Here is a 21427-nt window from a genome sequence, read left to right on the forward strand (position 1 = left end):
CTCCCCGCCATGCTCGGCCAACATCCGCAACGCACGCGCCTTGACCTCCGGATCAATCTTCTTGGGCATACCGCTCATCCTTCCTGACTCAAAAGGAAGCGGCACGAAACCCGGGGGGATTCAGGTCGAGGACTCGCCGACCGGCTACCGCAGCGCCATCGCCGCAGGATGCCATGTCATTGTCCTCAACCTGGTCGCCAGACCCGCAACCGTGTTCCCCGACGCCGAGCTGATCACCGAATCACCCATTGCCGCAGCTCAATACATTCTCGAAACCCGCGGACAACAACAGACCTGACATCTTCGGAAACGCGACAACCGCTCCTCAGCGGTCGGCCCATCGCGCCAAGGCCTCCACGCTTGTCGCGTGATCCACGCCGCGCACAGCCGCCCCGCGCAGCGGGCCGTCGTCGGCGTAGTGGGCATCGAGAACCGGGGGCGGCGCGGATTTCCGGAACGACATCAATCCCGACACGTACGCGGTGTCGAATGACTCTGCCGCACTGGCCCGCAGGAGCGGACCGAGACCACCGAGGGTGACGACATCGGGGTCGTGGAGATTGACCAGCCCACCGATTCCCCGCCCGAAGACCTCGGCGACCTTTTCGAAGGCCACACGTGACCGCGCATCCGCGGGTCGGCGTGCGAGTTCGAGGGCGTATCCGACCGGATCTCGGGGCACCGGGTCACCATGGTGAGCAGCCAGGGCATGTCCACCGACGACCAGATCCCAGCATCCCTCCGCCCCGCATGGACATTGCTGTCCCGGGGTGCCGAATGGAATATGTCCGTACTCCCCGGCACTGCCGTGTGCGCCGAGAGCCGGGACACCGTCGAGGATCAGCGCACCACCCACACCCACCGCGACGATGACGTGAAGCACCGTGCCCACCCCGCGCCCGGCACCGGAGCGCGCCTCGGCCAACCCCGCGAGCGTCGCGTCGTTTCCGATCAGCATCGGCACGTCGTCTCCGTGTGTGGGGAAGCCGGCGATGACCGGTGAGAGGTCCACATCACGCCACCCCGACGTCGTGAATTGGACGAGCATGTCATCGCTCACCGTGCCCGCAACGGAGATCGAGACCGCCCGGACACGCGAGCCGACCGTGGCGCCAACCGACCCGATGACATCAGCCAGGTCCGCCACGACTTGTTCCGGACCGGAGCGCAGCTCATCCGCTTGGACCTCCACACGCGGCTCCGAATCGATACCCGCCAGCGCCACCCGCCATCCAGCTCCGCCCAGTTCCGCGGCGACCACCAGCGGGCCCTGCGGATGAGGTTGGAGAATCGTCGTCGGTCGGCCTCGTTGGCCGGTGGAGGCCGACTGCTCAGAGATCAGCTCCAAAGTGCGCATCCTGCCGAGCAGGTCCGCAGCGGTGCCGCTACTGATCCCCAGCACCTCAGTCGCCTCCGCACGAGTGATTCCGGGGCGATCCCGGACGGCGTCGATCAAGCGCGCCGCGGTCGACCATCGAGCGGCGGCCATCCCCCGCGCAGGTGTGGTCATCGTCATCCCAACTTTATTAAACTCGACAGCCGAGTATATTAGTGGCAGTGACCGCCCCGACCATGACCCACACCGAGCCAACCCACGGCGTACGCGCCGCGATGCCGGGATTGCTCGCACTGGCCATCGCATCTTTTCTCGCGGTCACCACCGAGATGTTGCCAGTCGGATTGCTACCCACGATCGGCGACGCGTTTGGACTGCCGGAATCGACCACCGGTCTGCTCGTCACCGTTTACGCGGCGATGGTGGCAACGCTCTCCGTGCCCCTCACCATCGCGACCCGACGATTTCCCCGACGCGCACTGCTATCGGCGACAGTCGTCGGATATTTACTCAGCAACATCATCATCGCCTGCGCGCCCGGCTTCGCGGTGATCGCCGCCGGACGAGTGGTCGGCGGTATTGCCCACGCCCTGTTCTTCTCTGTCTGCATCGGCTACGTGCCGCGGATCGTCGAGAAAGATCAGGTCGGCCGTGCGCTGGCCGTGGTCAGTGGCGGTTCCACGGCGGGCTTCGTCCTCGGTGTGCCCATCTCCACCACGCTCGGTTCACTGGTGGGATGGCGTGCGGCATTCGCCGTCCTCGCGGGGCTCGCCGCGTTGACGCTCGCCCTACTCCGCGTGAAACTGCCTGCGGTACCAGGGATCACATCACGTCCGCCTGCCAGGTCACGCCGCGAACGCCGCGATCTCCGAGCGGTGGTCACCTCGAACATGGCCACCTTCATCGGGCAATACACCGTCTACTCCTACATTGCCGTCATCCTGCTCACCGGCGGCGCCCACAAGTCGTGGATCGGACCACTACTGCTGGTGTGCGGTCTGTGCGGCCTGGTCGGCCTGGCATGCGTGGGCCGCACGATCGATCGCCGACAGCGCACCACCATCCTCGCCGTGCTCGGATTACTCACCGCGGCAATCCTGTTCGTCGGCGTCGCACACGCCTGGCTCCCCGCACTGATCGTCGCCGTGGCGCTGTGGAGCGGCGCCTTCGGCGGAGTGCCGTCGATGTATCAGGCGGCCGCCGTGAATGCCGCACCGCGCTCGCCGGAGCTCGCGGGCGCCTGGATCAATTCCACCGCCAACATCGGTATCGCGCTCGGCGCATTGATCGGCGGCAGGCTGATCGATGGTCCGCTGATGACCCTGGCCGTCACCGGTGCCGTGTTCATCGTCGTCGGAGCCGCTGTCATCTATCGGACGCGATCGGCGCCCGCATCATGACGGTAGCGGACACGCGGCCGCACGCCGTCGAATGACAGTTCGTGCCGGTTGCCGCGCTTCCGGCACCCCATCCGCACCCGCAGGTCAAAGCCCTTGCCGCGCGCGGTGAGTATCTGGACTGGCAGACGGCCATCAGTGACGAACGGCCGGCACTCGTGGACAGTGCCGCAAGCCCTGAATACCCGGTCGGCTCGATAGTCTCTTGCCATGGCACGGCAGACCGCGGGAGCGCTGCGGGGAATCACCCTGCAGCAGTTGCGCTACTTCGTGGAGGTGGCAGCGGAGGGATCGATCAGTGCCGCGGCCGACATACTTTATGTGGCGCAACCGACCATGTCCGCGGCACTCAAAGACCTTGAAGGTCGGCTGGGACGTACGCTCTTCGTCCGTTCGACGCGGGGAGTGACTCTCACCGACGACGGAGCGGAGTTCCTCGGATACGCGCGCCAGGTCGTCGAGCAAGCAGAACTTCTGGAACAGAAGTATCTGGGGCGCGGCCCCTCGCGTCGACTCCTGGCCGTATCGACTCAGCACTACTCATTCGTCGTCGATGCCTTCGCGCGCATGGTGAAAGCCTCTGAAGCCGCCGAGTATTCGTTCAGTCTCCGCGAGACCCGCACCTGGGACATCATCGAGGATGTTCGTACGCTGCGCAGCGAGGTCGGGGTGCTCTACCGCAACGACTTCAACGCAAGCGTGATCAACAAGCTGATCCGCGAAGCCGGGCTGGTCTTCACGCCGCTGTTCTTCGCGTCACCGCACATCTTCATCGCCCGTACGAACCCCCTCGCAGGGAGAGAGAGCGTGACGCTGAAGGACCTCGAAGACCTGCCCCGGCTCACGTTCGACCAGGGTGTGAACAACTCGTTCTACCTCGCCGAAGAGATTCTCTCGACGCGGTCGTCGAAGCAAGAGATCCGCGTGAGCGATCGAGCAACCATTTTCAACCTGATGATCGGTCTCGGCGGTTACACCATCTCGACGGGCATCATCTCCGACGATCTGGATCCGTCGATCGTCGCCGTTGCGCTCGACGTGGACGAACGCATCGAGATCGGTTGGATCGGCCATGCCTCGGTCTCGTTGACCGCTCAGGCGCAGCGTTTCGTGGCGGAGATGCGCGACGTCGTCTCGGAGTTCGGAGTCGAACTGCTGACATAGCCAATGCCTATGCCTGGCGATCGAAACTAGGAATTAGGCTATCGCGGCCGGTCTCCATACACTGATTTTCACGCCGCTTCGGACTACTGACTCCCAGGTGTCGTCGGTCCGTTCGATTGACCCTCGACCATCGCGAGCTCGATTTCGAAGCGCTATGAAACTCAAGCAGAGAACCGCGCGACGACGCGCACGTGGAATCACTCCTGCGCAGTGATAGGGGCATCAGAGCATGAGAAATGAATGTGTCTTCAGCATCGGCACGACGCGCTTCGACGAGGACTACACCCCGTCGAGCAACTCGCGCGGCACGACAAACTTCGCGAATCTCGCACGCGGAGAAGACCGTCAGCAGAACCTGCGCAACGCGGTGTCGATGATGAACACCCGTGTCAACGAGCTCCTTCATTGGGACAATCCGCGTGGTGACCGCTACGAACTCGAACTCGACATCGTGTCGGTGGATCTGCATCTCACGACAGTCGGGGACGACGCCGCCTTCCCGGTGATCGAAGTGCTCGACGTCGACATCCTCGACACCACCACGGGCGCCCGCACCGAAGGGATCGTCGGGAACAACTTTTCCTCCTACATCCGTGACTACGATTTCAGCGTCCGGCTCCCGGGACACCAGGCGACAGGAATCCCCAACGACTTCGGCGATCTGCACGGTCAGGTCTTTCAACGTTTCCTGGAATCCGACGAGTACCGCGACCGGTTCTCACAGGCGCCGGTCATCTGCATCAGTGTCTCGACGTCGCGGACCTACACCAGGCTCACCAATCGCCACCCGATCCTCGGCGTGGAGTACGAGGCGGACGCGCTGTCGCTCACCGATGAGTACTTCGGGAAGATGGGCCTCACGGTGCGCTACTTCATGCCTCCGGGCTCCGCGGCTCCGTTGGCCTTCTACCACCGCGGCGATCTACTCAACGACTACTCGTTCATCGCGCTCGCGGGAACGGTCGCGACGATGGAGACGTTCCAGAAGATCTATCGTCCCGAGATCTACAACGCGAACACTGCGGCGTCGGAGGTGTACCGGCCGAGTCTCGACAACGGCAACTACTCGCTTCCGCTGGTGACCTACGACCGTGTCGAGCGCACTCAGCTCGCCACCACACAGGGAAAGTTCACCGAAGTGAGTCTCATGCAGCCGTACGGCCATGTCCTGGAGCGTTGGGCCACCAAGCAACCGGCCTGACCACGCGAGACCGTAAGGAACGAGAGATGGACACACTCCTGCCCGCCACGATCGTCGGCAGTCTGCCCAAGCCCTCGTGGCTCTCGGAGCCCGAGAAGCTTTGGTCGCCATGGAAGTTGCACGACGACGAACTGCGCGATGGAAAACTCGACGCCCAGACGCTCGCCGCGCACGAGCAGAGCCGTGCCGGGCTCGACATCATCAGCGATGGCGAGCAGACGCGTCAGCATTTCGTGACCACGTTCATCGAGCACCTCAGTGGCGTCGACTTCGAACGGCGCGAGACCGTGCGAATCCGTGACCGCTACGACGCGAGCGTCCCGACGGTCGTCGGCGCGGTGAGTCGCGAAAAGCCGGTGTTCGCAGCGGATGCGGCGCATCTTCGAGCAGCGACCGATCAGCCGATCAAATGGGCGCTGCCCGGCCCGATGACAATGGTCGATACGCTCTACGACGCCCACTACAAGAGTCGCGAAAAGCTGGCGTGGGAATTCGCAACCATCTTGAACCAAGAAGCGAAGGACCTGGAAGCAGCCGGTGTCGACGTCATCCAGATCGACGAGCCCGCATTCAACGTGTTCTTCGACGAACTGAAGGACTGGGGCGTCGCGGCGCTCGAGCGCGTGACCGACGGGTTGAGTTGCCAGACCGCCGTACACATCTGTTACGGCTACGGCATCAAGGCCAACACCGATTGGAAGGCGACGCTGGGAGCCGAGTGGCGCCAGTACGAAGAGTCGTTCCCCCTCCTGCAACAGTCATCGATCGACATTGTGTCGCTGGAGAGTCACAAATCGCGAGTACCTGTCGAGGTCATCGAACTGCTTCGCGGCAAGACGGTCATGCTGGGCGCGATCGACGTCGCCAGCGACACCATCGAGACGCCGGAGGAAGTCGCGGCGACACTGCGCAGCGCACTCCCCTACGTCGACAAGGACAAGCTCTGGGCCAGCGGGAACTGCGGGATGGCACCGCTCGCCCGACGTGTCGCACGGGACAAGATGGTCGCGCTCGCCCAGGGAGCCGAACTTCTGCGCGCAGAACTCTCCTAGCCGGCCCGGAGGTTCACCGTGCGGCGGGTCCGACACGACCGGGGTGTTCGGACGCTACGGCGATCCGGTGAGCGCGGCCTGGTCAGATGGCGTCGCACCTCCACGCAGCCAGACTGGACGAATATGACTATTCAGACTAGTCCGACCGGTGTACTGTGAGCCCATGAAGACCGTCAGCAGCACCGAGGCCAAGGCGCGTCTCAACGCGCTCCTCGCCGAGGTCGAGCGGACCGGCGAACCGGTCACGATTACCAACCATGGGCGTGCGGTGGCCGTGGTCTCCCCCACCGCTGCACGGCCTCGCGCGTTCGGCCAGTTTCCCGGACTCGTGATTCCCGACGATTTCGATGCCCCGTTGCCCGAAGCCGAGTTGGACATCTGGGAGGGGTCCGCTTCGTGACCGCGGTCCTGCTCGACACCAACGCATTCCTGTGGTTGCTGCAGAACCCTGACCGCCTCGGGAGTCACGCGCTCGAAGTGCTCGAGAATCCGGCCCATGAACTGTATGTCTCTGCGGCGTCGGCGTGGGAGATCGCCATCAAGACCCGACTGGGTCGACTCGATGCCGGACCAGTCCTGTCGACCTGGACTGCCACGCTGGACGCCATGGCGGCAAGCGATCTTGCCATCGACTCTGCCGACGCGGTGATCGCCGGGCAACTCAACTGGGAGCACCGAGATCCCTTCGACCGCATGATCGTTGCCCAAGCGACCCGGCGTGGCCTGACCATCGCGACCAGTGACAAGATCGTCCAGGACGTGACCCTCACACCGGTCATCGACACCCGGCGATGACACAGAGGCGCGTGCGCCTCGACTCCGCCGACGTACGGTGAAACCATGCGCCTGAAAACCCTCATCGCCACCGGAGCGTCCACCGCCGCTGCTGCCGTCGTCGGGAGCGTGGCATCGAAATCCGCTGTGGAGAACTGGTATCCGACGCTGAGCAAGCCGCCTTTCACTCCACCTCCGGTCGTGTTCCCGCTGGCCTGGACGACGCTCTACGCCGACATCGCACTCACTTCGGCCGCCACCCTGGACCGTCTGCACGACGACGCCCGCGACGACGAAGCGCGCCAGTTCGCCGTGGCGCTCGGCACGAACCTTGCACTCAACGCCGGCTGGAGCTGGCTGTTCTTCGGCGCTCACAAGCTCGGACCGGCCGCGCTGGCCGCCGGGTTGCTGACCGCGAGCAGCGCCGACCTCACCCGGCGGACCGCGCAGACTGACAGCACCGCGGGGGTAGCGCTGGCCGCGTATCCGGCGTGGTGCGCATTCGCCACACTGCTGTCGACGGAGATCTGGCGTCGCAACCGCTGACGGCCACCTCCTCGGGCCGGTTTTCGCAGAGCCCCGGTGGCCGCGACCGTAGTAGCTTGGTACCAAGATCACGTAGGTAGGTACCGCATGGCCATGAACATCAAGAACGACCACACGCACTCTGTGGTGAAGGAGATCGTCCAGCTGACGGGCGAATCGCAGGAGACAGCGGTACTACGCGCGGTCGAGGAACGACTACGCAAACTCAAGGCCGCCGATGCCGTCGAGACGACCCTCCGAGAAGGCGCAGAACTAGGGCACCTGCTGGGACTCGACCCCGGCGACGACCCCACTGCGACCCTGTACGACGACTCCGGGATGCCGGCGTGATCGTGGTCGATACCTCCGCCATCATCGCCATCATCGCCGCTGAGCCCGATGCTCGTGATTACGCAGAAGTCCTCGCTGATCACCAGCCGCTGATGTCGGTCCCCACGTACCTCGAATGCTGCATCGTCGTTGATACGAAGAAGATCCCGGAGGCCGGTCGGAGACTCGATCGCATCCTCGATGTGAACGGTGTCGATGTGGTGGACACCGACAAGACAAAGGGCGACATTGCCCGCCAGGCATTCCGGGACTTCGGTAAGGGGATGGGTCATCCTGCCCAGCTGAACTTCGGGGACTGCTTCTCTTACGCGCTGGCCATCCAGCGCAACCTTCCGCTCCTCTGGAAGGGAAACGACTTCATCCACACCGGGATAAGGTCCGCCCTTATCGAGTTCCGCAACAACCGGGACGCGTAATCGCGGGCCTCGCGGCCGCGCACACCGACGTTTGAGCGGATCGAGAGCCCCAAACCGATTGTGGCGCCATCACTCACGTCGGCCCGCCATCCGTCGTCATGATCGTCTCGAGCATCGTTCTGCCGGCGACCCCTCATCACCTATGCTCGATGAATGGCGACCATTGGTGCACAAGACTTTTCCGTCGATGTATCCGGTTTGCGCATCAGCGGTGACCGGTGGCTCGGTGAGCGGTCCGCCGATCACCCCTCGCCCATCGTTCTGTTACACGGGGGCGGGCAGACCCGGCATTCGTGGGATCGCAGCGCAGCCGCGCTCGCGCAGCGGGGGTACGAGGTCTACAGCCTTGACCTGCGTGGACACGGTGACAGTGACTGGGCTCCCGACAAGGACTATGCGATCGGCGCATTCGTCGGTGACCTGGTCGGGTTCGTCAAGACGCTCGATGCACCCCCGATTCTGGTGGGCGCCTCACTCGGTGGCATCACCAGTCTGTGCACGGTCGGCGAGAATCCCGGAATCGCCACGGCGCTGGTGCTGGTGGATGTCGTGGTCGATATCGAGCCGGCCGGCGTCGATCGGATCAAGAAGTTCATGACCGACCACGTCGGCGGGTTCGCCACGCTCGACGAGGTCGCCGACGCGATCGCCGCCTACAACCCGGAACGCAAGCGGCCCCGCAACCTCGACGGCCTCCGCAAGAACGTGCGGCAACACGACGACGGCCGCTGGTACTGGCATTGGGACCCCGAGTTCATCGTGTCCGACGACGACGAACCGCGCCGTCACACCGACCCGGCACGTCTGAGTGCCGCCGCGCGTCGGGTCACGGTACCGACGTTGATCGTGCGCGGCGGCAAGTCGGACGTGGTCAGCGATGCGGGTATCGCCAGCATGCGCGCCCTGGTACCGCACGCCGAGGTCGCCGACGTCAGCGCGGCGGGCCACATGGTCGCCGGCGACGACAACCAGGTGTTCGCCTCGGCCATCGAGTCGTTCCTCGATCGGCACAAACTCTGACCCAGCGGCTTCTGAAGGAACAAATTTCACCGCCGTCGTCGACGACGTGCGACGCGAGACGACGGACAGGACCCCCACCGGCACAGACGGAGGCGACTTCGGCCCAACACGTCTCGAAACACTGCTCGGAACAAACGGCCCTGCCATGCTCTGCACATGCACCGCCAGACCCACGGCCCATCGCTCGCGACGGAGTCCGCTCGGACACGACCGTTCAGCCGTCGCCAGGTCGTCGCCGGTGGCCTGACCGCGGGTGTCGCCGCGGCCATGGCGCCGGTGGGACCGGCGCAGGCGAGCCCGATCGGCAGGCCGAACATTCTCGTCCTGGTGAGCGAGGACTGTGGAGCCCAGCATCTCGCCGTCTACGGCGGACGCGCACACACCCCGACGATCGACGCGCTTGCCGCCAGCGGCATTCGGTGGGCCAACGCCTTCTCCGCCGCCCCGGTCTGCGCACCATCCCGGTTCGCAATGATCACCGGTGTCGCGCCGGAGCGGTGCGCGCCCACCAACCACATGCGCGCCGACGGCGATCTTCCCACCGAACTCCACGGCGCGGGGTGGACCCAATACCTGCGCGACGCCGGGTACTACTGCACCAACAACGCCAAGGAGGACTACAACGCCGCCGGCCTTGATCTCGATCGCACCTGGGATGAGTCGTCCCCCCAGGCACATTGGCGCAACCGGCCCGCAGGCGCACCGTTCTACGCGGTCTTCAACCCGACGATGACCCACGAGTTGTCGATGGCGTTCCTGACACCGTCGCCACCCCCGGGCATCTCGGCGCCCTACCTCCACGAACTCGCCGGAATCCACGCCGTGGCACCGACTCCCATCGTCGGTGGACCGACACGGCCCGACGATGTCCGCATTCCCGACTACTACCCGGACACCCCGACCACACGCAACGATGCGGCCACCTATCTGAATCAGATCACTCAGATGGACTCCGAACTCGCCTTCCGGCTACGCGAACTCGAGGAGGCCGGCCTCGCCGACGACACCATCGTCCTGTACTTCAGCGATCACGGCGGGGTCCTTCCCCGGTCCAAACGGTTCTGCTACGACAGCGGACTCAAGATCCCGCTCATCGCGCGATTCGGACGGAATGTCGCCCACCTGGCACCCGGAAACCCCGGTTCGACCATCGACGACACCGTATGCGTCAGCACCGATCTCGCACCGACCGTCCTCTCACTCACGGGCATCGCGTTGCCCGAATGGATGGACGGCGACCCTTTCTGCGGGCCGGAGCTCGCCGTCTCCCAGTACGCCTTCGGCATGCGCAACCGGATGGACGAACGCTACGACTTCGTCCGAACGGTGCGCGACAAGCGATTTCGCTACATCCGCAACTACATGCCGGACGTCCCCAACGGCCAGCACGTGCAATTCATGTGGCTGCAGGCCGGGTACCGGGAATGGGCCTCGCTCAATCAGCACGGGACACTACCCGAACGTCACGCGCGGTTCTGGACGAGCCGACCGGCCGAGGAACTCTACGACATCCGCGACGATCCCGACGAGGTGACCAATCTCGCCGCGCGTCCCGCGCACGCGGAAGTCCTTGCACGACTGCGTGATGCGCTCGACGCACACATGCTCGAGATCAACGACAACGGCTTCATACCGGAGAGCGCATCGATCGAGGGATACGTCAACAGCAGATCGACGCAGGCCTACCCACTCGCCGAGATCGCGCACCTCGCCGGCCTCGCCATCACCCGGAACCCGATGAATCTGACCGTCTTTCACCAGATTCTCCGTCATCCCAACGCGGTGATGCGCTATTGGGCGGCAAGCGGATTCCGGCTGCTCGGCACGCACGGTGCGCGGGTCGCCGGCGACCTTCGCGACGCGTTCGCCGCGGAGACCTCGGCGCATGTCTCCCTCATGCTCGCCGAAGTACTGGTCATGGTGGTCAATGATCGCCGGGCCCTGCAGCACCTCGCCGACGCGATGGCCCGCCACCCGGACGGATGGATTCGTCTGCAGGCCGCCAATGCGCTGGACCGCCTCGGTGATCGCGCCCGCCCGGTGTCCGACACCCTCCGTCGGGTATCACTCGGAGTCGTTGGAGCCGAGCCGATCTCACTCACGCGCACCGCGGCGACCCATACGTTGCACGCACTCGAGGGATGGTCCGCGGCGATCCCCTGACCGGGCGAATCCGACCGGCGCACTCCTGTTCTCCACAGGTCCCATGTGGCCATCGACAGTTGCGCCACACACGTGTACCATGGAACACATATTCGAGATCCAGCGGGGGTGGGATGTTCGAGACGACCGACGACATCCGTCGAGCACTGACCTCGCTCGTCGAGATGACCTCGGCGGCAACCGAAGCCGACGCCATCGACCGCCTCACCGTCCTCGAGGAACTGAAATCCGCGGCCACCGCCGCGCAGGTCCGTGAAACCGCCCGCCTCGACGAACTCCGCGCCGCCGACGAAGAAGCCCGCCGTGTCCCGCAACGCCGGCGCGGCAAGGGCCTCGGCGCCGAAATCGGCTTGGCCCGCAAGGCCTCCGGACGCAAAGGCTCCAGCCACCTCGGCTTCGCCCGCGCCCTGACCCACGAGATGCCACACACCCTCGCCGCCCTCGCAGCCGGACACCTCACCGAATGGCGGGCCACCATCCTCGTCCGCGAAACCGCCTACCTCACCCGCGAATCCCGCGAAACCATCGACCGCGAACTCTGCAGCGACACCGCAGCATTGGACGGCGTCGGCGACAAAGAACTCGAAGCCAAGGCCAAAGAACTCGCCTACCAACTCGAACCCCGCGCCGTCGTCGACCGCAAAGCCAAGGTCGACAAGGACCGTCGCGTCAGCGTCCGACCGGCACCGGACCTCATGACCCACCTGTCGGCACTGGTCCCCATGGTGCAAGGCATCGCCATGTACGCCGCCCTCAAGAAACACGCCGACTCCCTCATCGGCGCCGACGACCGCACCCACGCCCAGATCATGGCCGACACCCTCGTCGAACGCGTCACCGGACAAGCCACCGCCGACGCCGTCCCCGTCGCGGTCAACCTCATCATGTCCGCCGAGACCATGCTCGGCACCAGCGACGCACCCGCCGACATCCCCGGCTACGGCCCCATCCCCGCCGAGATCGCCCGACGCCTGATCCTCCTCGGCGTCGACGCCACCACCACCTCCACCATCCGCCGGCTCTACGTCCGACCCGCCGACGGCACCCTCGTCTCCATGGACGCCCGCAGTCGCTGCTTCCCGAAGAACCTGGCGCACTTCATCTCCCTGCGCGACCAGCGATGCCGCGTCCCCTACTGCGACGCCCCCGTCGAACAGATCGACCACGCCCACCCCCACCGCCGCGGCGGCGCCACCACCGCCACCAACGGTGACGGCACCTGCAGTGACCACAACCACTCCAAGGAAGCCGACGGCTGGACCTACACCATCTTCACCACCAACAACGGCCCCCACACCCTCGACATCCGCACCCCCACCGGCCACACCCACCGCAGCATCGCACCACCGGTCCTCAGACCCCAACCGCCCGCACCACAACCACCACGCCCCCACCCACCCATCCGCCGCAGACCACGCCGAACCACCCGCAACCGCACCGCCACCCGCAGACGACTCCGATCACCGATCTGACCGTGCGAGAAGTCTGCAGCATCGTTATCCACAGGCAGACCTCGACGCAGGCCCCGACATCGGAGTCCGTGTCATATTCGGCACATGGGAATCCGCTACTACGCATATCCAATCCACGCCGAGGATGTCGGGTCCGCCAGGCGTGATCCGTACCCGTTTCTCTCCGACGACCCATTGGCCGACGCGTGGGGACCCAAGGATCAGCGGCCGCGGATGCTGTATCTCGACAAGGCCTGGCGGGAACTGCAATTCATGTTCGCGGTGAAGGACGATCACCTTCAGCCCCGAATCTCCTTGGAGTTGGTCAAAGGCAATGTGACACCTATTGGTCCGTATCACGCGCATATCGGCTTCGTCCACGTGTTGACGCCGGACCTGGTGCGCGAAATCGCCGAGGACATTGTTCTCGTCGAACCCGTCGACGACGACACGATCAAGAAGGTGTGTTCATACTCGAGCGCGGACTATGCGAATACCCATCTCCGCGCCGCGCAGGAGTTCATGACCACGCTGTCACGCGATGGTCTGGGCCTGGTGTACACGATCAGATGAGGTCCAATCCGACTGTGCAAGAATAACAACCATGCCACCGGAGGACATCTACACCCACGGCCACAGCGAGGTCGTCGTCGGTAGTCACGCCGCGCGCACCGCGGCGAACTCCGCGGCCTATCTCCTGCCGTTCCTGCGTCCGGGCCTCGATCTCCTCGACGTCGGGTGCGGCCCGGGCAGCATCACCGTCGACCTCGCCGAGACCGTCGCACCCGGACGCGTCCGCGGCATCGAGATCACCGAAGACCCACTGCCACAGGCACGCTCGCTCGCCGCCGAACGGGGGATCACCGTCGACTTCGCCGTCGACGACGCCTACGAGTTGTCCGACCCGGACGACAGGTACGACGTCACCCACAACCATCAGGTACTCCAACATCTGTCGGACCCAGTGGCGGCGCTGCGTGAGATGCGGCGGGTGACCCGGCCCGGCGGAGTGGTGGCCGCTCGGGATGCCGACTACGCCGCATTCACCTGGTGGCCGGCCGATCCCCGTCTGGATCGGTGGCTGGAGATCTATCGCGCCGTCGCCCACGGCAACGACGCCGAGCCCGACTCCGGTCGCCGACTGCTGGGCTGGGCCCATGCAGCCGGATTCACCGAGGTCACACCGTCGGCGTCGGTGTGGTGTTATGCGACGCCGGAGGATCGCGCGGCGTGGGGTGGCATGTGGGCCAAGCGAATTCACTCCTCCGTCGGCCAGATGGCGCTCGATCGTGGGCTGGCGACGGAAGCCGATCTCGACGCGATCTCGCGGGCGTGGACGGATTGGGCCGAGCATCCGGACGGGTGGATCATCATCCCGCACGGGGAGATCGTCGCCCGTGCATAGCCCGGGCTCAACCCACGCGTAGATCACCGAACGGCAACGGCGCGGTATCCAAACGCTAACGACACGCCCGAGTGAGTCAAGCGACCCAGTTCGGGCCCCTATCGTGCGACACAGCGGAGCATCGGTCGGGGATGCTTCGCTCACCATCGGGAGGTGGCACGGTGACACACAGCAGGCAACCGCGACAACGACTGCGCTCCTTGCGTTCACGTGTCGTCACGGTCTTTCTGGTGGGTGCGGCCGCGGCTCTCGCGGTGGCGCTCACGGCAACACCCGCCACCGCCGATCCCCCGAACATGATGGGAATCAACCCGCAGATCCCGCAGGCGATCAACGGGGTCATCGGCCCGCCGCCATACCCGCACCTGGAAACGATCCCGCCGCGCGCGGAGTCCCCGGGCTTTCCGCGGCGCGTCGAGGAACTCCGCGAGGCGACGCTGCCCTCTCCCACCGGCGATCCGCTCTTCGATCGGTGGCCGTCGAATCTCGCGGCCATGGCACCGGGCACCGTCATCGCCGTCCGCCACGTCACGGCCACCGCAGCTCCGGTCGTCACCGCGCCGATCACCTCGGCGCGCCTGATCAAGTTCCGCAGTACCGACGCACTCGGCCGACCGAGCTACGGCACCGCAACACTCATCGTGCCGCGCGCACCATCACCGACGCCGGGACCGCGTCCCATCCTGGTGAACAACCTGCCCATCGACTCGCTCGGCGCCGCATGCACACCCGGTTACACACTGGCCCATGGGTTTTCCATCGCCACCGGACCGACGGACATCATCCCGCCGACGACGGCCCTGGCGTTGTCCCATGGTTACGCCGTACTGATTCCCGATCATCAGGGCCCGCGGATGGCCTACGCCGAACCGATCGTCGCCGGACATGTCGTCCTCGACTCCGTCCGGGCGGCGAGCGCTCTCGAACCGGATCAGTTTGGCCGCAGCCGAGTCGCCATGACCGGCTACTCGGGCGGCGCGATCGCCACCAACGGCGCCGCGAAACTGCTCGGCAGCTACGCACCCGAACTGGCACCACGGTTCGTCGGTGCCGCCCTGGGCGGTGTGCCCGCCGACTTCCGCATGCTGGTGGGCAGCATGAACGCCAACCTCGCCACCGGGCTGTTCCATGCCGCGACCTTCGGTATCGCCCGGGAGCGGCCCGAGATCCTCACCATGGCCAACAATCCCGCGCTGTGGATCGCCACATCGCCGCTGAAGAATGTCTGCCTGATCCCCGAGGCGCTGGCCGGTCAGACCTTCATGCCGATGCAGTTGCTGGCCAACGTCGGAGACCCGTTCCACTCACCGGTCGCCGAGCACATTTATCGGGTGACGAAGATGGCCGACAAGAAATCCGTTGTGCCGCTCTATATTTACAACGGCGCCCAGGAGTGGTGGATACCGGCGGCCGGAGCGCGGAACCTGTTCGCCGAGCAGTGCCGACTCGGCGCCACCGCCGTCTACCGGGAGTACTTCGGTGAGCACATCACCACGATGTTCACCGGCTTCCCGGGTGCGATGACCTGGCTGGACGCACGATTGCGCGGCGTCCCGGCTCCCAATGAATGTCCCTGAGGTCGGGTTACCCATCGCCGACCTCGCGGTGACCGTCGTGGGTCCTGGTGGCCACTCGACCGGACAGGGCGTCGGCGACGCGGAGCCAGAACATGTCGCTCAACCGGGTGCGGGCCTCGTCGACGGTGACCCACTCGACGGCCGACGATTCGTCGGAGGTGCGCACCTGTCCACCGATGGGAGTGCATCGAAAGACGAGTGAGACCACACCGCGGGTCATATTCTTGTAGACACCACTCAGACCGTCGACGCGCACGAGGATACCGGTCTCCTCCCGGATCTCCCGCATCGCACCGCGTTCGACCGATTCGTCCACTTCGAGTACACCACCGGGTATTTCCCATGCTCCGTTGTCGCGGCGGCGGATCACCAGGACATGCCCGGCCCGGTCGATCACCACGCCGGCGACACTCACGAAATGCTTGGGTAAGTCGGCATCGGTCATCTCCTCGAGGGTAGGACAATGGGCCCCATGACCGACCCCACGACCGATACCGATGACATCCACTTCTACTTCGACCCGGTGTGCCCGTTCGCCTGGATGACCAGCAAATGGGTGCGGATGGTGCAGGCGCAACGCGATTACGCCGTCGACTTCCGGTTCATCTCGCTGCGGCTGCTGAACGCGCACATCGACTACGCCGCGCACTTCCCGCCGGAGTACGAGGCCGGGCACACCGCGGGACTGCGCTTGTTGCGTGCCGCCGCGAGCGTTCGCGCCGAGCATGGTCGGGCGGTGATCGGCCCGCTCTACGAGGCGTTCGGCACTCGCATCTTCGACTCGCATACCGGCACGTATCTCGTCGACAACCGCGATTTCCGGGGAACCGCAGACTTCCTCGGCCCGATCCTCGAGCAACTCGGCTTACCCGACCACCACCTCGCCGCACTCGACGACGTCTCCTTCGATGCCGAGATCCAGGCCGAGACCGACGAGGCCCTCGCGTTGACCGGCCGCGATGTCGGCACGCCCATCATCCACTTCGAACCACCCACTGGCGTCGCCTTCTTCGGTCCGGTGATCAGTCGGCTGCCCGACGCCGACGGCGCGCTGGAACTGTGGGATCACGTGATCGGTCTCGCACGCTTCCCCGGCTTCGCCGAACTCAAGCGCAGCCTTCGGGAGAAGCCGCAGCTCAAGGCTTTTGGCGTCGACGTCGACGAGGTCGGAACCTCCGAGGACTGGCACGCCGGTAGTCGCCGCACGAAGCATTGACCACGAACCTGCGGTGCGGCAGTAACGATTGTCCGCCGCACGCCGATGACACCGGTACCGAAACAGCGCACCCCACCATCGAAGGGCGCCGAGATGGCATTCACTCATCCGAAATCGGAAAACTCGAACAGCGAAGCGCGTGCCCGGCGTCGCCGCCACCCGATTCGCCTGCATCCGGTCCGATGGTGCGTCATCGCGGTGTCGTGTCTGCTCCTGGCCGCGATACCGGTCACCGCGAAGGCCGAACCCGTCAACCGCACCGTGCTGGCCGGCCCACTGTGGACGGTGGCCGACGGTCCACTCTGCGGCGGCCGGGTCAGTCTGCTGGCAGCACCCAGTGCACCGGGCACCGCCCACATCCAGGTGGTCGGAGGATTCTTCGGCGTCTCTGGTACCTCACTGCCGTGCAGCGTCGGAGTGAGCGTTCACTGGCGAAACCTGAATACCGGCGCTCATGGTGTGACCAACGGATGGGTATCGGGCACCATGCTGCCGTCGGCGCCGACGCACGTCCTGCACGCCGATGTCCGGACCGGTCCCGGTCTCATCAGCCTCCGAATGGACCCGCACCGGCCGAATCTGCCGATCCCGTCGGTGCTTCTGCGGGTTCCGTGACCGCTGTGCCGCCCGCTCTTCGCGGGTTACTGTGAGCACATGACGACCGACTGGCGAACCGAACGTGCCGACGAGGTCCGCGCACTGATCCTGGCCGCGGACTCCGAGATCACCGAAGAGGTCAAGTGGCGCAAGCCGTCGAATCCCGATGGCGTTCCCACCTTTTCGCTCGACGGGATCGTCTGCACGCTCGAAACCTACAAGGACAAGATCAAGCTCACCTTCGCACAGGGGGCGTCGTTGCCCGATCCGGGAAAGGTGTTCAACGCCAGCCTCACCGCCGGCACACGCCGCGCCGTGGACATCAAGGAGGACGACGTGCTGGACTCCGACGCCTTCACCGAACTCATTCGGGCGGCCGTCGCACACAACCGCGCGTAGTCGCCGTCACGACACCCGAGCCATGGACACCGCACCCGACGTCCGGCACACCGTCATCGCCACCGAGTTGTGCCCACTCGTGGTGGTCGCCACCGGAGACACCCTCACCGGACTGCGCTTCGAACGGTCGATGACACCGGCGACGCCACCGCCGGGTCGCCGAGTCGAAACCGACGACGATTCCCTTCTGGATCGAGCCAGAGCCCAAGTGGTGGAATATCTTTCGGGTCGACGCCGCGAGTTCGACCTCCCCCTCGCGACACACGGTGACGACTTCTCCGAGCGGACATGGGCACTGCTGCACACCATCGGCTACGGCGAGACCACCACCTATGGCGCGATCGCCGAGGAACTCGGCAATCGTCAACTCGCGCAACGGGTCGGGCAGGTCGTCGGCCGCAACCCCATCGCCATCATCATTCCCTGTCATCGCGTCATCGGGGCCGACGGCAGCCTCGTCGGCTTCGGTGGCGGCCTCGATCGCAAGCGCCGGCTCCTCGACCTCGAGGAGCCGCCGGAGCGTCGTGCCGAGAGACTGTTCTGACGGTTCTCGATCATCCGTCAGGACGACGATTCGCGCCCGTCCCACAGAATCGGATCTTCTTGCGCCGTCGGCAATTCCAGTCCGATCTCGGCCAGATGAGGCACGATTCGGTCGAGCGCCGCGTTAAGCCCGGCCAGCCGCTCGTCGTCGAGGGCGGAGAAGATCAGCCTCCCCGCCTCGTCGGCGTGACGCGGGGCGGCGTCACGCACGATGTCGAGCCCGGCGTCGGTCAGCGTCACCGACACCGCGCGCCGATCGTCGGCGTCGGCCGACTTGGTGCGACGCAGCCATCCCCGCTTCTCCATCGTGGTCACCGCGTGCGACAGCCGACTCTGCTCGGCGTGAGCCAGGACCGCCAGCCGACGCATGCCCAGCGTCCGGTCCGGCGCCTCCGACAGCCGGAACAAGACGATGTACTGCGAGTGCGTCAGTCCGCTGTCGCGGCGCAGCTGGGTGTCGAGCGCATCGTCGAGCAGCATCGACACCATGAGCAGACCTCGGAAGGCCCGCTCCTGATCGGGGGTCAACGCCACCGGACCATCCTAGCAACTACTTGAACTTTCATATAGATGGCAGTACCCTCGAAGAAACATGAAGATTCATCCACCCCGGTGGACAGTGAAGGAACAGCCCGATGGTCGACAGCACCCCACCCACCGTCATGCCGATGGCCTTCATCGGTCACGGCAACCCGATGAACGCGATCGAGCACAACCAGTTCACGCAGGCGTGGGCGCGGTTCGGAAAGTCGGTTCCCCGCCCGCGCGCGATCCTGATGATCAGTGCGCACTGGTACATCAACGCCACCGCGGTCACCGCGATGTCCAGGCCCCGCACCATCCACGACTTCTACGGCTTCCCCCGCGAACTGTTCGACTTCGATTACCCGGCACCCGGTTTGCCCGAATTGGCCGACGAGGTCGCCGAAACCGTCAAGCCGACCTGGCTCGGCAGCGACCTGGACAGCTGGGGTATCGATCACGGCGCGTGGTCGGTTCTCGCGCACGCATTCCCCGACGCCGACATCCCCGTCGTCCAGCTGAGCATCAACGGTGAACGCGACCTCGACTACCACTTCGATCTCGGTGCGCGACTGGCACCGCTGCGCGAATCGGGCGTGCTCATCGTGGGCAGCGGCAACATCGTCCACAACCTGCGGGCCGTCGACTTCTCCCGGCCCGACACCGGATACGCCTGGGCCCAACGCTTCGACGACGCCGCCCGCACCACGATGCTCGAGAACCCGGCCGACTACCTCACCCTGGCCGAGCACGCCGACTACGCGAAAGCCGTTCCGACACCGGATCATTTCCTTCCGTCGGTGTATCTCGCCGGCATGCTCGCGGCCTCATCGACGTCAACCCCCGACGCCCCCGAGGTTCTCGTGGACGGCTGCTCCTACGGGTCGCTGTCGATGACGTCGTACGTGGCGGGCTGATCGGGTCAGTGCCGAGATCGGCGAGCCCGCCACACATACACCCGCGTGGCGATGCCGACGATCAGCAGAATCCCGACGGCCCACCCGGACACGATCGCTGTGCTAACCCACCAGCCCCTGGTGGCCTCACACGAGAAGTAGTCGGCGCCAGAGGTTGCGGTGCACATATCCGACACCGCCGAGGACACGACGACAAACAGCACCAGCGCGAGTCCGGCAAGGATGAAGGCGATCGTGGAGACCGCGGTCGCCGTCGGGTGTCGTCGCCGGGCGCCGCTGATGCGCGCGGTCCGGGAGGTCCAGTCGGTGCCGTCCCAGTAACGCAGTACGCCGTCGGTCTCGTGGTCCGGGTACCACCCCGGTTGGCCGGACGGAGCATTCACGGTCGTCAGGCTATCGCCAATCGCCATCGCCTACCATCGCACCGACACGATCCCGGACCGGAGGCGCCCATGTTCTCGACGTCGACGACGCTACGTTTCGCGCTTCTGCTGACGTGTGCCAACGGTTTCCTCGACGCGTACACCTTCATCTGCCGCGGTGGGGTATTCGCGAATGCGCAGACCGGCAACGTCATCTTCTTCGCCATCGAAGTGTCCGAACGACATTGGTCGCAGGCCATTGCCCACGTCTGGCCGATCCTGGCGTTCGTCGCCGGGGTCGCCGTCGCCGCTCATGTGCGGGCGGGGCGTCTCGAAGGGGTCATCCCGTACCCGATCCGCTCGACGATCGCACTGCAGGCGATCATCCTGTTGATCATCGGCTTCGTCCCCACCTCGGCCCCGCACTATGCGGCCACCGTCCCGATCGCCTTCGTTGCCGCGATGCAGATCGAATTGTTCCGCAGCATCGGCGATCTCAACTACGTCTCGGTGGCCACCACCGGCAACCTGATGCGCTTCGTTGAAGCCGGATACGGCACCCTCATCGACCGTAACCGCGACTCCCGACGACCCTTTGCCGTGTACTCCGTCGTGGTCGTGGCCTTCGCGCTCGGCGCGATGATCGGGGCGGCGACCACCCAATGGATCGACGGGCGTGCCGCGTGGATCCCGGCCGGGTTCCTCGCGGTCACCCTCGTCATGTTCGTCGTCGATGAGGGCCGCGAACGCCGAAACGTCTGAGTCGCTCGCCGTCAGTCCTCCGGCAGAGCCGCGAAATCCTTTTGCGCCTTGCGGTACCACTTCATCCCGGACACCGGACGACGCCATCGGCCCTTCATATCGTCGGCGGCGGCGCGGTGCGTCTCGTCGCCGGCGGCGACCGCATCCTTGAGATGTTGGTCCTGCGCGTGGATCACGTCGTTGGCGTCCTCGCCGCGGTGCGCGGTGTCGCACGGTCCACCGAGTTCACGGCATGTCATGGTCTTCATCGGGTGCTCCTCTGGGGTGTTGGTAACCG

27 protein-coding genes are annotated in these 21427 nt (G+C 65.4%); 22 read left to right on the plus strand and 5 right to left on the minus strand.

All coding sequences use genetic code 11. The annotated features are described in order from the left end of the window. On the plus strand, window positions 1-298 hold a 298-nt coding region (locus ABLE92_RS23930), incomplete at its 5' end, for a hypothetical protein (protein ID WP_348807302.1). A gap of 27 nt (window positions 299-325) precedes the next feature. On the opposite strand, the gene ABLE92_RS23935 is transcribed toward ABLE92_RS23930, so the two are convergent. Beyond that, complete coding sequence (locus ABLE92_RS23935; RefSeq protein ID WP_348807303.1) at window positions 326-1510, minus strand: ROK family transcriptional regulator; 1185 nt, start codon at window positions 1508-1510, stop codon at window positions 326-328. A gap of 47 nt (window positions 1511-1557) precedes the next feature. On the opposite strand from ABLE92_RS23935, the gene ABLE92_RS23940 reads away from it, so the two are divergent. The 15 genes from ABLE92_RS23940 to ABLE92_RS24010 all read left to right on the plus strand — a co-directional run bounded on the left by ABLE92_RS23940 (window position 1558) and on the right by ABLE92_RS24010 (window position 15832). Beyond that, window positions 1558-2736, plus strand: a complete 1179-nt coding sequence (locus ABLE92_RS23940) for an MFS transporter (RefSeq protein WP_348807304.1) — start codon at window positions 1558-1560, stop codon at window positions 2734-2736. A gap of 207 nt (window positions 2737-2943) precedes the next feature. Then, a complete protein-coding gene (locus ABLE92_RS23945; RefSeq protein ID WP_348807305.1) occupies window positions 2944-3897 on the plus strand; it encodes a LysR family transcriptional regulator in 954 nt (317 codons plus the stop codon). A gap of 229 nt (window positions 3898-4126) precedes the next feature. After that, entirely contained in the window at window positions 4127-5098 is a 972-nt protein-coding gene (locus ABLE92_RS23950; protein ID WP_348807306.1) for a putative oxygenase MesX, read from the plus strand. A gap of 26 nt (window positions 5099-5124) precedes the next feature. Further along, window positions 5125-6150: a methionine synthase gene (locus ABLE92_RS23955; protein WP_348807307.1), complete on the plus strand. Its 1026-nt coding sequence runs from the start codon at window positions 5125-5127 to the stop codon at window positions 6148-6150. A 163-nt stretch (window positions 6151-6313) separates the two neighbouring features. Next, window positions 6314-6550, plus strand: coding sequence for a type II toxin-antitoxin system Phd/YefM family antitoxin (locus tag ABLE92_RS23960; RefSeq protein ID WP_348807308.1), 237 nt, complete (start codon window positions 6314-6316; stop codon window positions 6548-6550). After that, the gene (locus ABLE92_RS23965; protein WP_348807309.1) at window positions 6547-6945 is read left to right on the plus strand and encodes a type II toxin-antitoxin system VapC family toxin; all 399 of its coding nucleotides are present in this window, start codon (window positions 6547-6549) and stop codon (window positions 6943-6945) included. The genes ABLE92_RS23960 and ABLE92_RS23965 overlap by 4 nt, the downstream gene beginning before the upstream one ends. Window positions 6946-6990: 45 nt before the next feature. Continuing rightward, window positions 6991-7470 carry a TspO/MBR family protein gene (locus ABLE92_RS23970; RefSeq protein ID WP_348807310.1) on the plus strand — a complete coding sequence of 160 codons (480 nt, stop codon included), beginning with the start codon at window positions 6991-6993 and terminating at the stop codon, window positions 7468-7470. 93 nt (window positions 7471-7563) lie between these two features. Continuing rightward, window positions 7564-7800: a type II toxin-antitoxin system VapB family antitoxin gene (locus ABLE92_RS23975; protein WP_348807311.1), complete on the plus strand. Its 237-nt coding sequence runs from the start codon at window positions 7564-7566 to the stop codon at window positions 7798-7800. Next, window positions 7797-8216, plus strand: a complete 420-nt coding sequence (locus ABLE92_RS23980; RefSeq protein ID WP_348807312.1) for a type II toxin-antitoxin system VapC family toxin — start codon at window positions 7797-7799, stop codon at window positions 8214-8216. The genes ABLE92_RS23975 and ABLE92_RS23980 overlap by 4 nt, the downstream gene beginning before the upstream one ends. A 153-nt stretch (window positions 8217-8369) precedes the next feature. Then, window positions 8370-9236 (plus strand): alpha/beta fold hydrolase, encoded by an 867-nt coding sequence (locus tag ABLE92_RS23985; protein ID WP_348807313.1) that lies wholly within the window; start codon window positions 8370-8372, stop codon window positions 9234-9236. 156 nt (window positions 9237-9392) lie between these two features. Further along, window positions 9393-11399, plus strand: a complete 2007-nt coding sequence (locus ABLE92_RS23990; protein WP_348807314.1) for a sulfatase-like hydrolase/transferase — start codon at window positions 9393-9395, stop codon at window positions 11397-11399. Window positions 11400-11512: 113 nt separating this feature from the next. Further along, window positions 11513-12871, plus strand: coding sequence for an HNH endonuclease (locus ABLE92_RS23995; protein ID WP_348807315.1), 1359 nt, complete (start codon window positions 11513-11515; stop codon window positions 12869-12871). Between the two features lie 84 nt (window positions 12872-12955). Next, the gene (locus ABLE92_RS24000; protein WP_348807316.1) at window positions 12956-13423 is read left to right on the plus strand and encodes a DUF1877 family protein; all 468 of its coding nucleotides are present in this window, start codon (window positions 12956-12958) and stop codon (window positions 13421-13423) included. Window positions 13424-13454: 31 nt separating this feature from the next. Then, entirely contained in the window at window positions 13455-14255 is an 801-nt protein-coding gene (locus ABLE92_RS24005; protein WP_348807317.1) for a methyltransferase domain-containing protein, read from the plus strand. 296 nt (window positions 14256-14551) lie between these two features. After that, complete coding sequence (locus ABLE92_RS24010; protein ID WP_348807364.1) at window positions 14552-15832, plus strand: lipase family protein; 1281 nt, start codon at window positions 14552-14554, stop codon at window positions 15830-15832. A gap of 7 nt (window positions 15833-15839) precedes the next feature. On the opposite strand, the gene ABLE92_RS24015 is transcribed toward ABLE92_RS24010, so the two are convergent. Further along, on the minus strand, window positions 15840-16277 hold the full coding sequence (locus tag ABLE92_RS24015; protein WP_348807318.1) for an NUDIX hydrolase: 438 nt from the start codon (window positions 16275-16277) through the stop codon (window positions 15840-15842). 18 nt (window positions 16278-16295) lie between these two features. Here ABLE92_RS24015 and ABLE92_RS24020 point away from each other — a divergent pair, with 18 nt between their 5' ends. From ABLE92_RS24020 to ABLE92_RS24035, 4 genes are all read left to right on the plus strand, one after another. Then, window positions 16296-17048 carry a mycothiol-dependent nitroreductase Rv2466c family protein gene (locus ABLE92_RS24020; protein ID WP_425476289.1) on the plus strand — a complete coding sequence of 251 codons (753 nt, stop codon included), beginning with the start codon at window positions 16296-16298 and terminating at the stop codon, window positions 17046-17048. Between the two features lie 93 nt (window positions 17049-17141). Further along, complete coding sequence (locus ABLE92_RS24025; protein WP_348807320.1) at window positions 17142-17663, plus strand: hypothetical protein; 522 nt, start codon at window positions 17142-17144, stop codon at window positions 17661-17663. A 39-nt stretch (window positions 17664-17702) separates the two neighbouring features. Next, entirely contained in the window at window positions 17703-18044 is a 342-nt protein-coding gene (locus tag ABLE92_RS24030; RefSeq protein WP_348807321.1) for a DUF1801 domain-containing protein, read from the plus strand. A gap of 22 nt (window positions 18045-18066) precedes the next feature. Then, window positions 18067-18588: a methylated-DNA--[protein]-cysteine S-methyltransferase gene (locus ABLE92_RS24035; protein ID WP_348807322.1), complete on the plus strand. Its 522-nt coding sequence runs from the start codon at window positions 18067-18069 to the stop codon at window positions 18586-18588. A 17-nt stretch (window positions 18589-18605) separates the two neighbouring features. Here the strand turns inward: ABLE92_RS24035 and ABLE92_RS24040 are convergent, their stop codons facing one another. Beyond that, window positions 18606-19121: a MarR family winged helix-turn-helix transcriptional regulator gene (locus ABLE92_RS24040; protein WP_348807323.1), complete on the minus strand. Its 516-nt coding sequence runs from the start codon at window positions 19119-19121 to the stop codon at window positions 18606-18608. 128 nt (window positions 19122-19249) lie between these two features. Between ABLE92_RS24040 and ygiD the strand changes: the two genes are divergently transcribed. Beyond that, a complete protein-coding gene (ygiD, locus tag ABLE92_RS24045) occupies window positions 19250-20026 on the plus strand; it encodes a 4,5-DOPA-extradiol-dioxygenase (protein WP_348807365.1) in 777 nt (258 codons plus the stop codon). A gap of 5 nt (window positions 20027-20031) precedes the next feature. On the opposite strand, the gene ABLE92_RS24050 is transcribed toward ygiD, so the two are convergent. Then, window positions 20032-20409 carry a DUF2510 domain-containing protein gene (locus ABLE92_RS24050; protein WP_348807324.1) on the minus strand — a complete coding sequence of 126 codons (378 nt, stop codon included), beginning with the start codon at window positions 20407-20409 and terminating at the stop codon, window positions 20032-20034. A 69-nt stretch (window positions 20410-20478) separates the two neighbouring features. Here ABLE92_RS24050 and ABLE92_RS24055 point away from each other — a divergent pair, with 69 nt between their 5' ends. Beyond that, window positions 20479-21150: a YoaK family protein gene (locus ABLE92_RS24055; protein ID WP_348807325.1), complete on the plus strand. Its 672-nt coding sequence runs from the start codon at window positions 20479-20481 to the stop codon at window positions 21148-21150. 11 nt (window positions 21151-21161) lie between these two features. Here the strand turns inward: ABLE92_RS24055 and ABLE92_RS24060 are convergent, their stop codons facing one another. Beyond that, entirely contained in the window at window positions 21162-21398 is a 237-nt protein-coding gene (locus ABLE92_RS24060; protein WP_348807326.1) for a hypothetical protein, read from the minus strand. Window positions 21399-21427 lie beyond the last annotated feature (29 nt).

Source organism: Gordonia oleivorans, assembly GCF_040044975.1.
GTDB classification, from domain to species: domain Bacteria; phylum Actinomycetota; class Actinomycetes; order Mycobacteriales; family Mycobacteriaceae; genus Gordonia; species Gordonia oleivorans.

Coding starts and splice junctions, on each gene's coding strand:
- ABLE92_RS24035 (WP_348807322.1), top strand. CDS start 18,067: ATGGACACCGCACCCGACGTCCGGCACACCGTCATCGCCACCGAGTTG.
- ABLE92_RS24000 (WP_348807316.1), top strand. CDS start 12,956: ATGGGAATCCGCTACTACGCATATCCAATCCACGCCGAGGATGTCGGG.
- ABLE92_RS23995 (WP_348807315.1), top strand. CDS start 11,513: ATGTTCGAGACGACCGACGACATCCGTCGAGCACTGACCTCGCTCGTC.
- ABLE92_RS24010 (WP_348807364.1), top strand. CDS start 14,552: ATGATGGGAATCAACCCGCAGATCCCGCAGGCGATCAACGGGGTCATC.
- ABLE92_RS23955 (WP_348807307.1), top strand. CDS start 5,125: ATGGACACACTCCTGCCCGCCACGATCGTCGGCAGTCTGCCCAAGCCC.
- ABLE92_RS23935 (WP_348807303.1), bottom strand. CDS start 1,510: ATGACCACACCTGCGCGGGGGATGGCCGCCGCTCGATGGTCGACCGCG.
- ABLE92_RS23960 (WP_348807308.1), top strand. CDS start 6,314: ATGAAGACCGTCAGCAGCACCGAGGCCAAGGCGCGTCTCAACGCGCTC.
- ABLE92_RS24015 (WP_348807318.1), bottom strand. CDS start 16,277: ATGACCGATGCCGACTTACCCAAGCATTTCGTGAGTGTCGCCGGCGTG.
- ABLE92_RS23950 (WP_348807306.1), top strand. CDS start 4,127: ATGAGAAATGAATGTGTCTTCAGCATCGGCACGACGCGCTTCGACGAG.
- ABLE92_RS23975 (WP_348807311.1), top strand. CDS start 7,564: ATGAACATCAAGAACGACCACACGCACTCTGTGGTGAAGGAGATCGTC.
- ABLE92_RS24060 (WP_348807326.1), bottom strand. CDS start 21,398: ATGAAGACCATGACATGCCGTGAACTCGGTGGACCGTGCGACACCGCG.
- ygiD (WP_348807365.1), top strand. CDS start 19,250: ATGCCGATGGCCTTCATCGGTCACGGCAACCCGATGAACGCGATCGAG.
- ABLE92_RS24025 (WP_348807320.1), top strand. CDS start 17,142: ATGGCATTCACTCATCCGAAATCGGAAAACTCGAACAGCGAAGCGCGT.
- ABLE92_RS23970 (WP_348807310.1), top strand. CDS start 6,991: ATGCGCCTGAAAACCCTCATCGCCACCGGAGCGTCCACCGCCGCTGCT.
- ABLE92_RS24020 (WP_425476289.1), top strand. CDS start 16,296: ATGGGCCCCATGACCGACCCCACGACCGATACCGATGACATCCACTTC.
- ABLE92_RS23945 (WP_348807305.1), top strand. CDS start 2,944: ATGGCACGGCAGACCGCGGGAGCGCTGCGGGGAATCACCCTGCAGCAG.
- ABLE92_RS23990 (WP_348807314.1), top strand. CDS start 9,393: ATGCACCGCCAGACCCACGGCCCATCGCTCGCGACGGAGTCCGCTCGG.
- ABLE92_RS24030 (WP_348807321.1), top strand. CDS start 17,703: ATGACGACCGACTGGCGAACCGAACGTGCCGACGAGGTCCGCGCACTG.
- ABLE92_RS23985 (WP_348807313.1), top strand. CDS start 8,370: ATGGCGACCATTGGTGCACAAGACTTTTCCGTCGATGTATCCGGTTTG.
- ABLE92_RS24055 (WP_348807325.1), top strand. CDS start 20,479: ATGTTCTCGACGTCGACGACGCTACGTTTCGCGCTTCTGCTGACGTGT.
- ABLE92_RS24005 (WP_348807317.1), top strand. CDS start 13,455: ATGCCACCGGAGGACATCTACACCCACGGCCACAGCGAGGTCGTCGTC.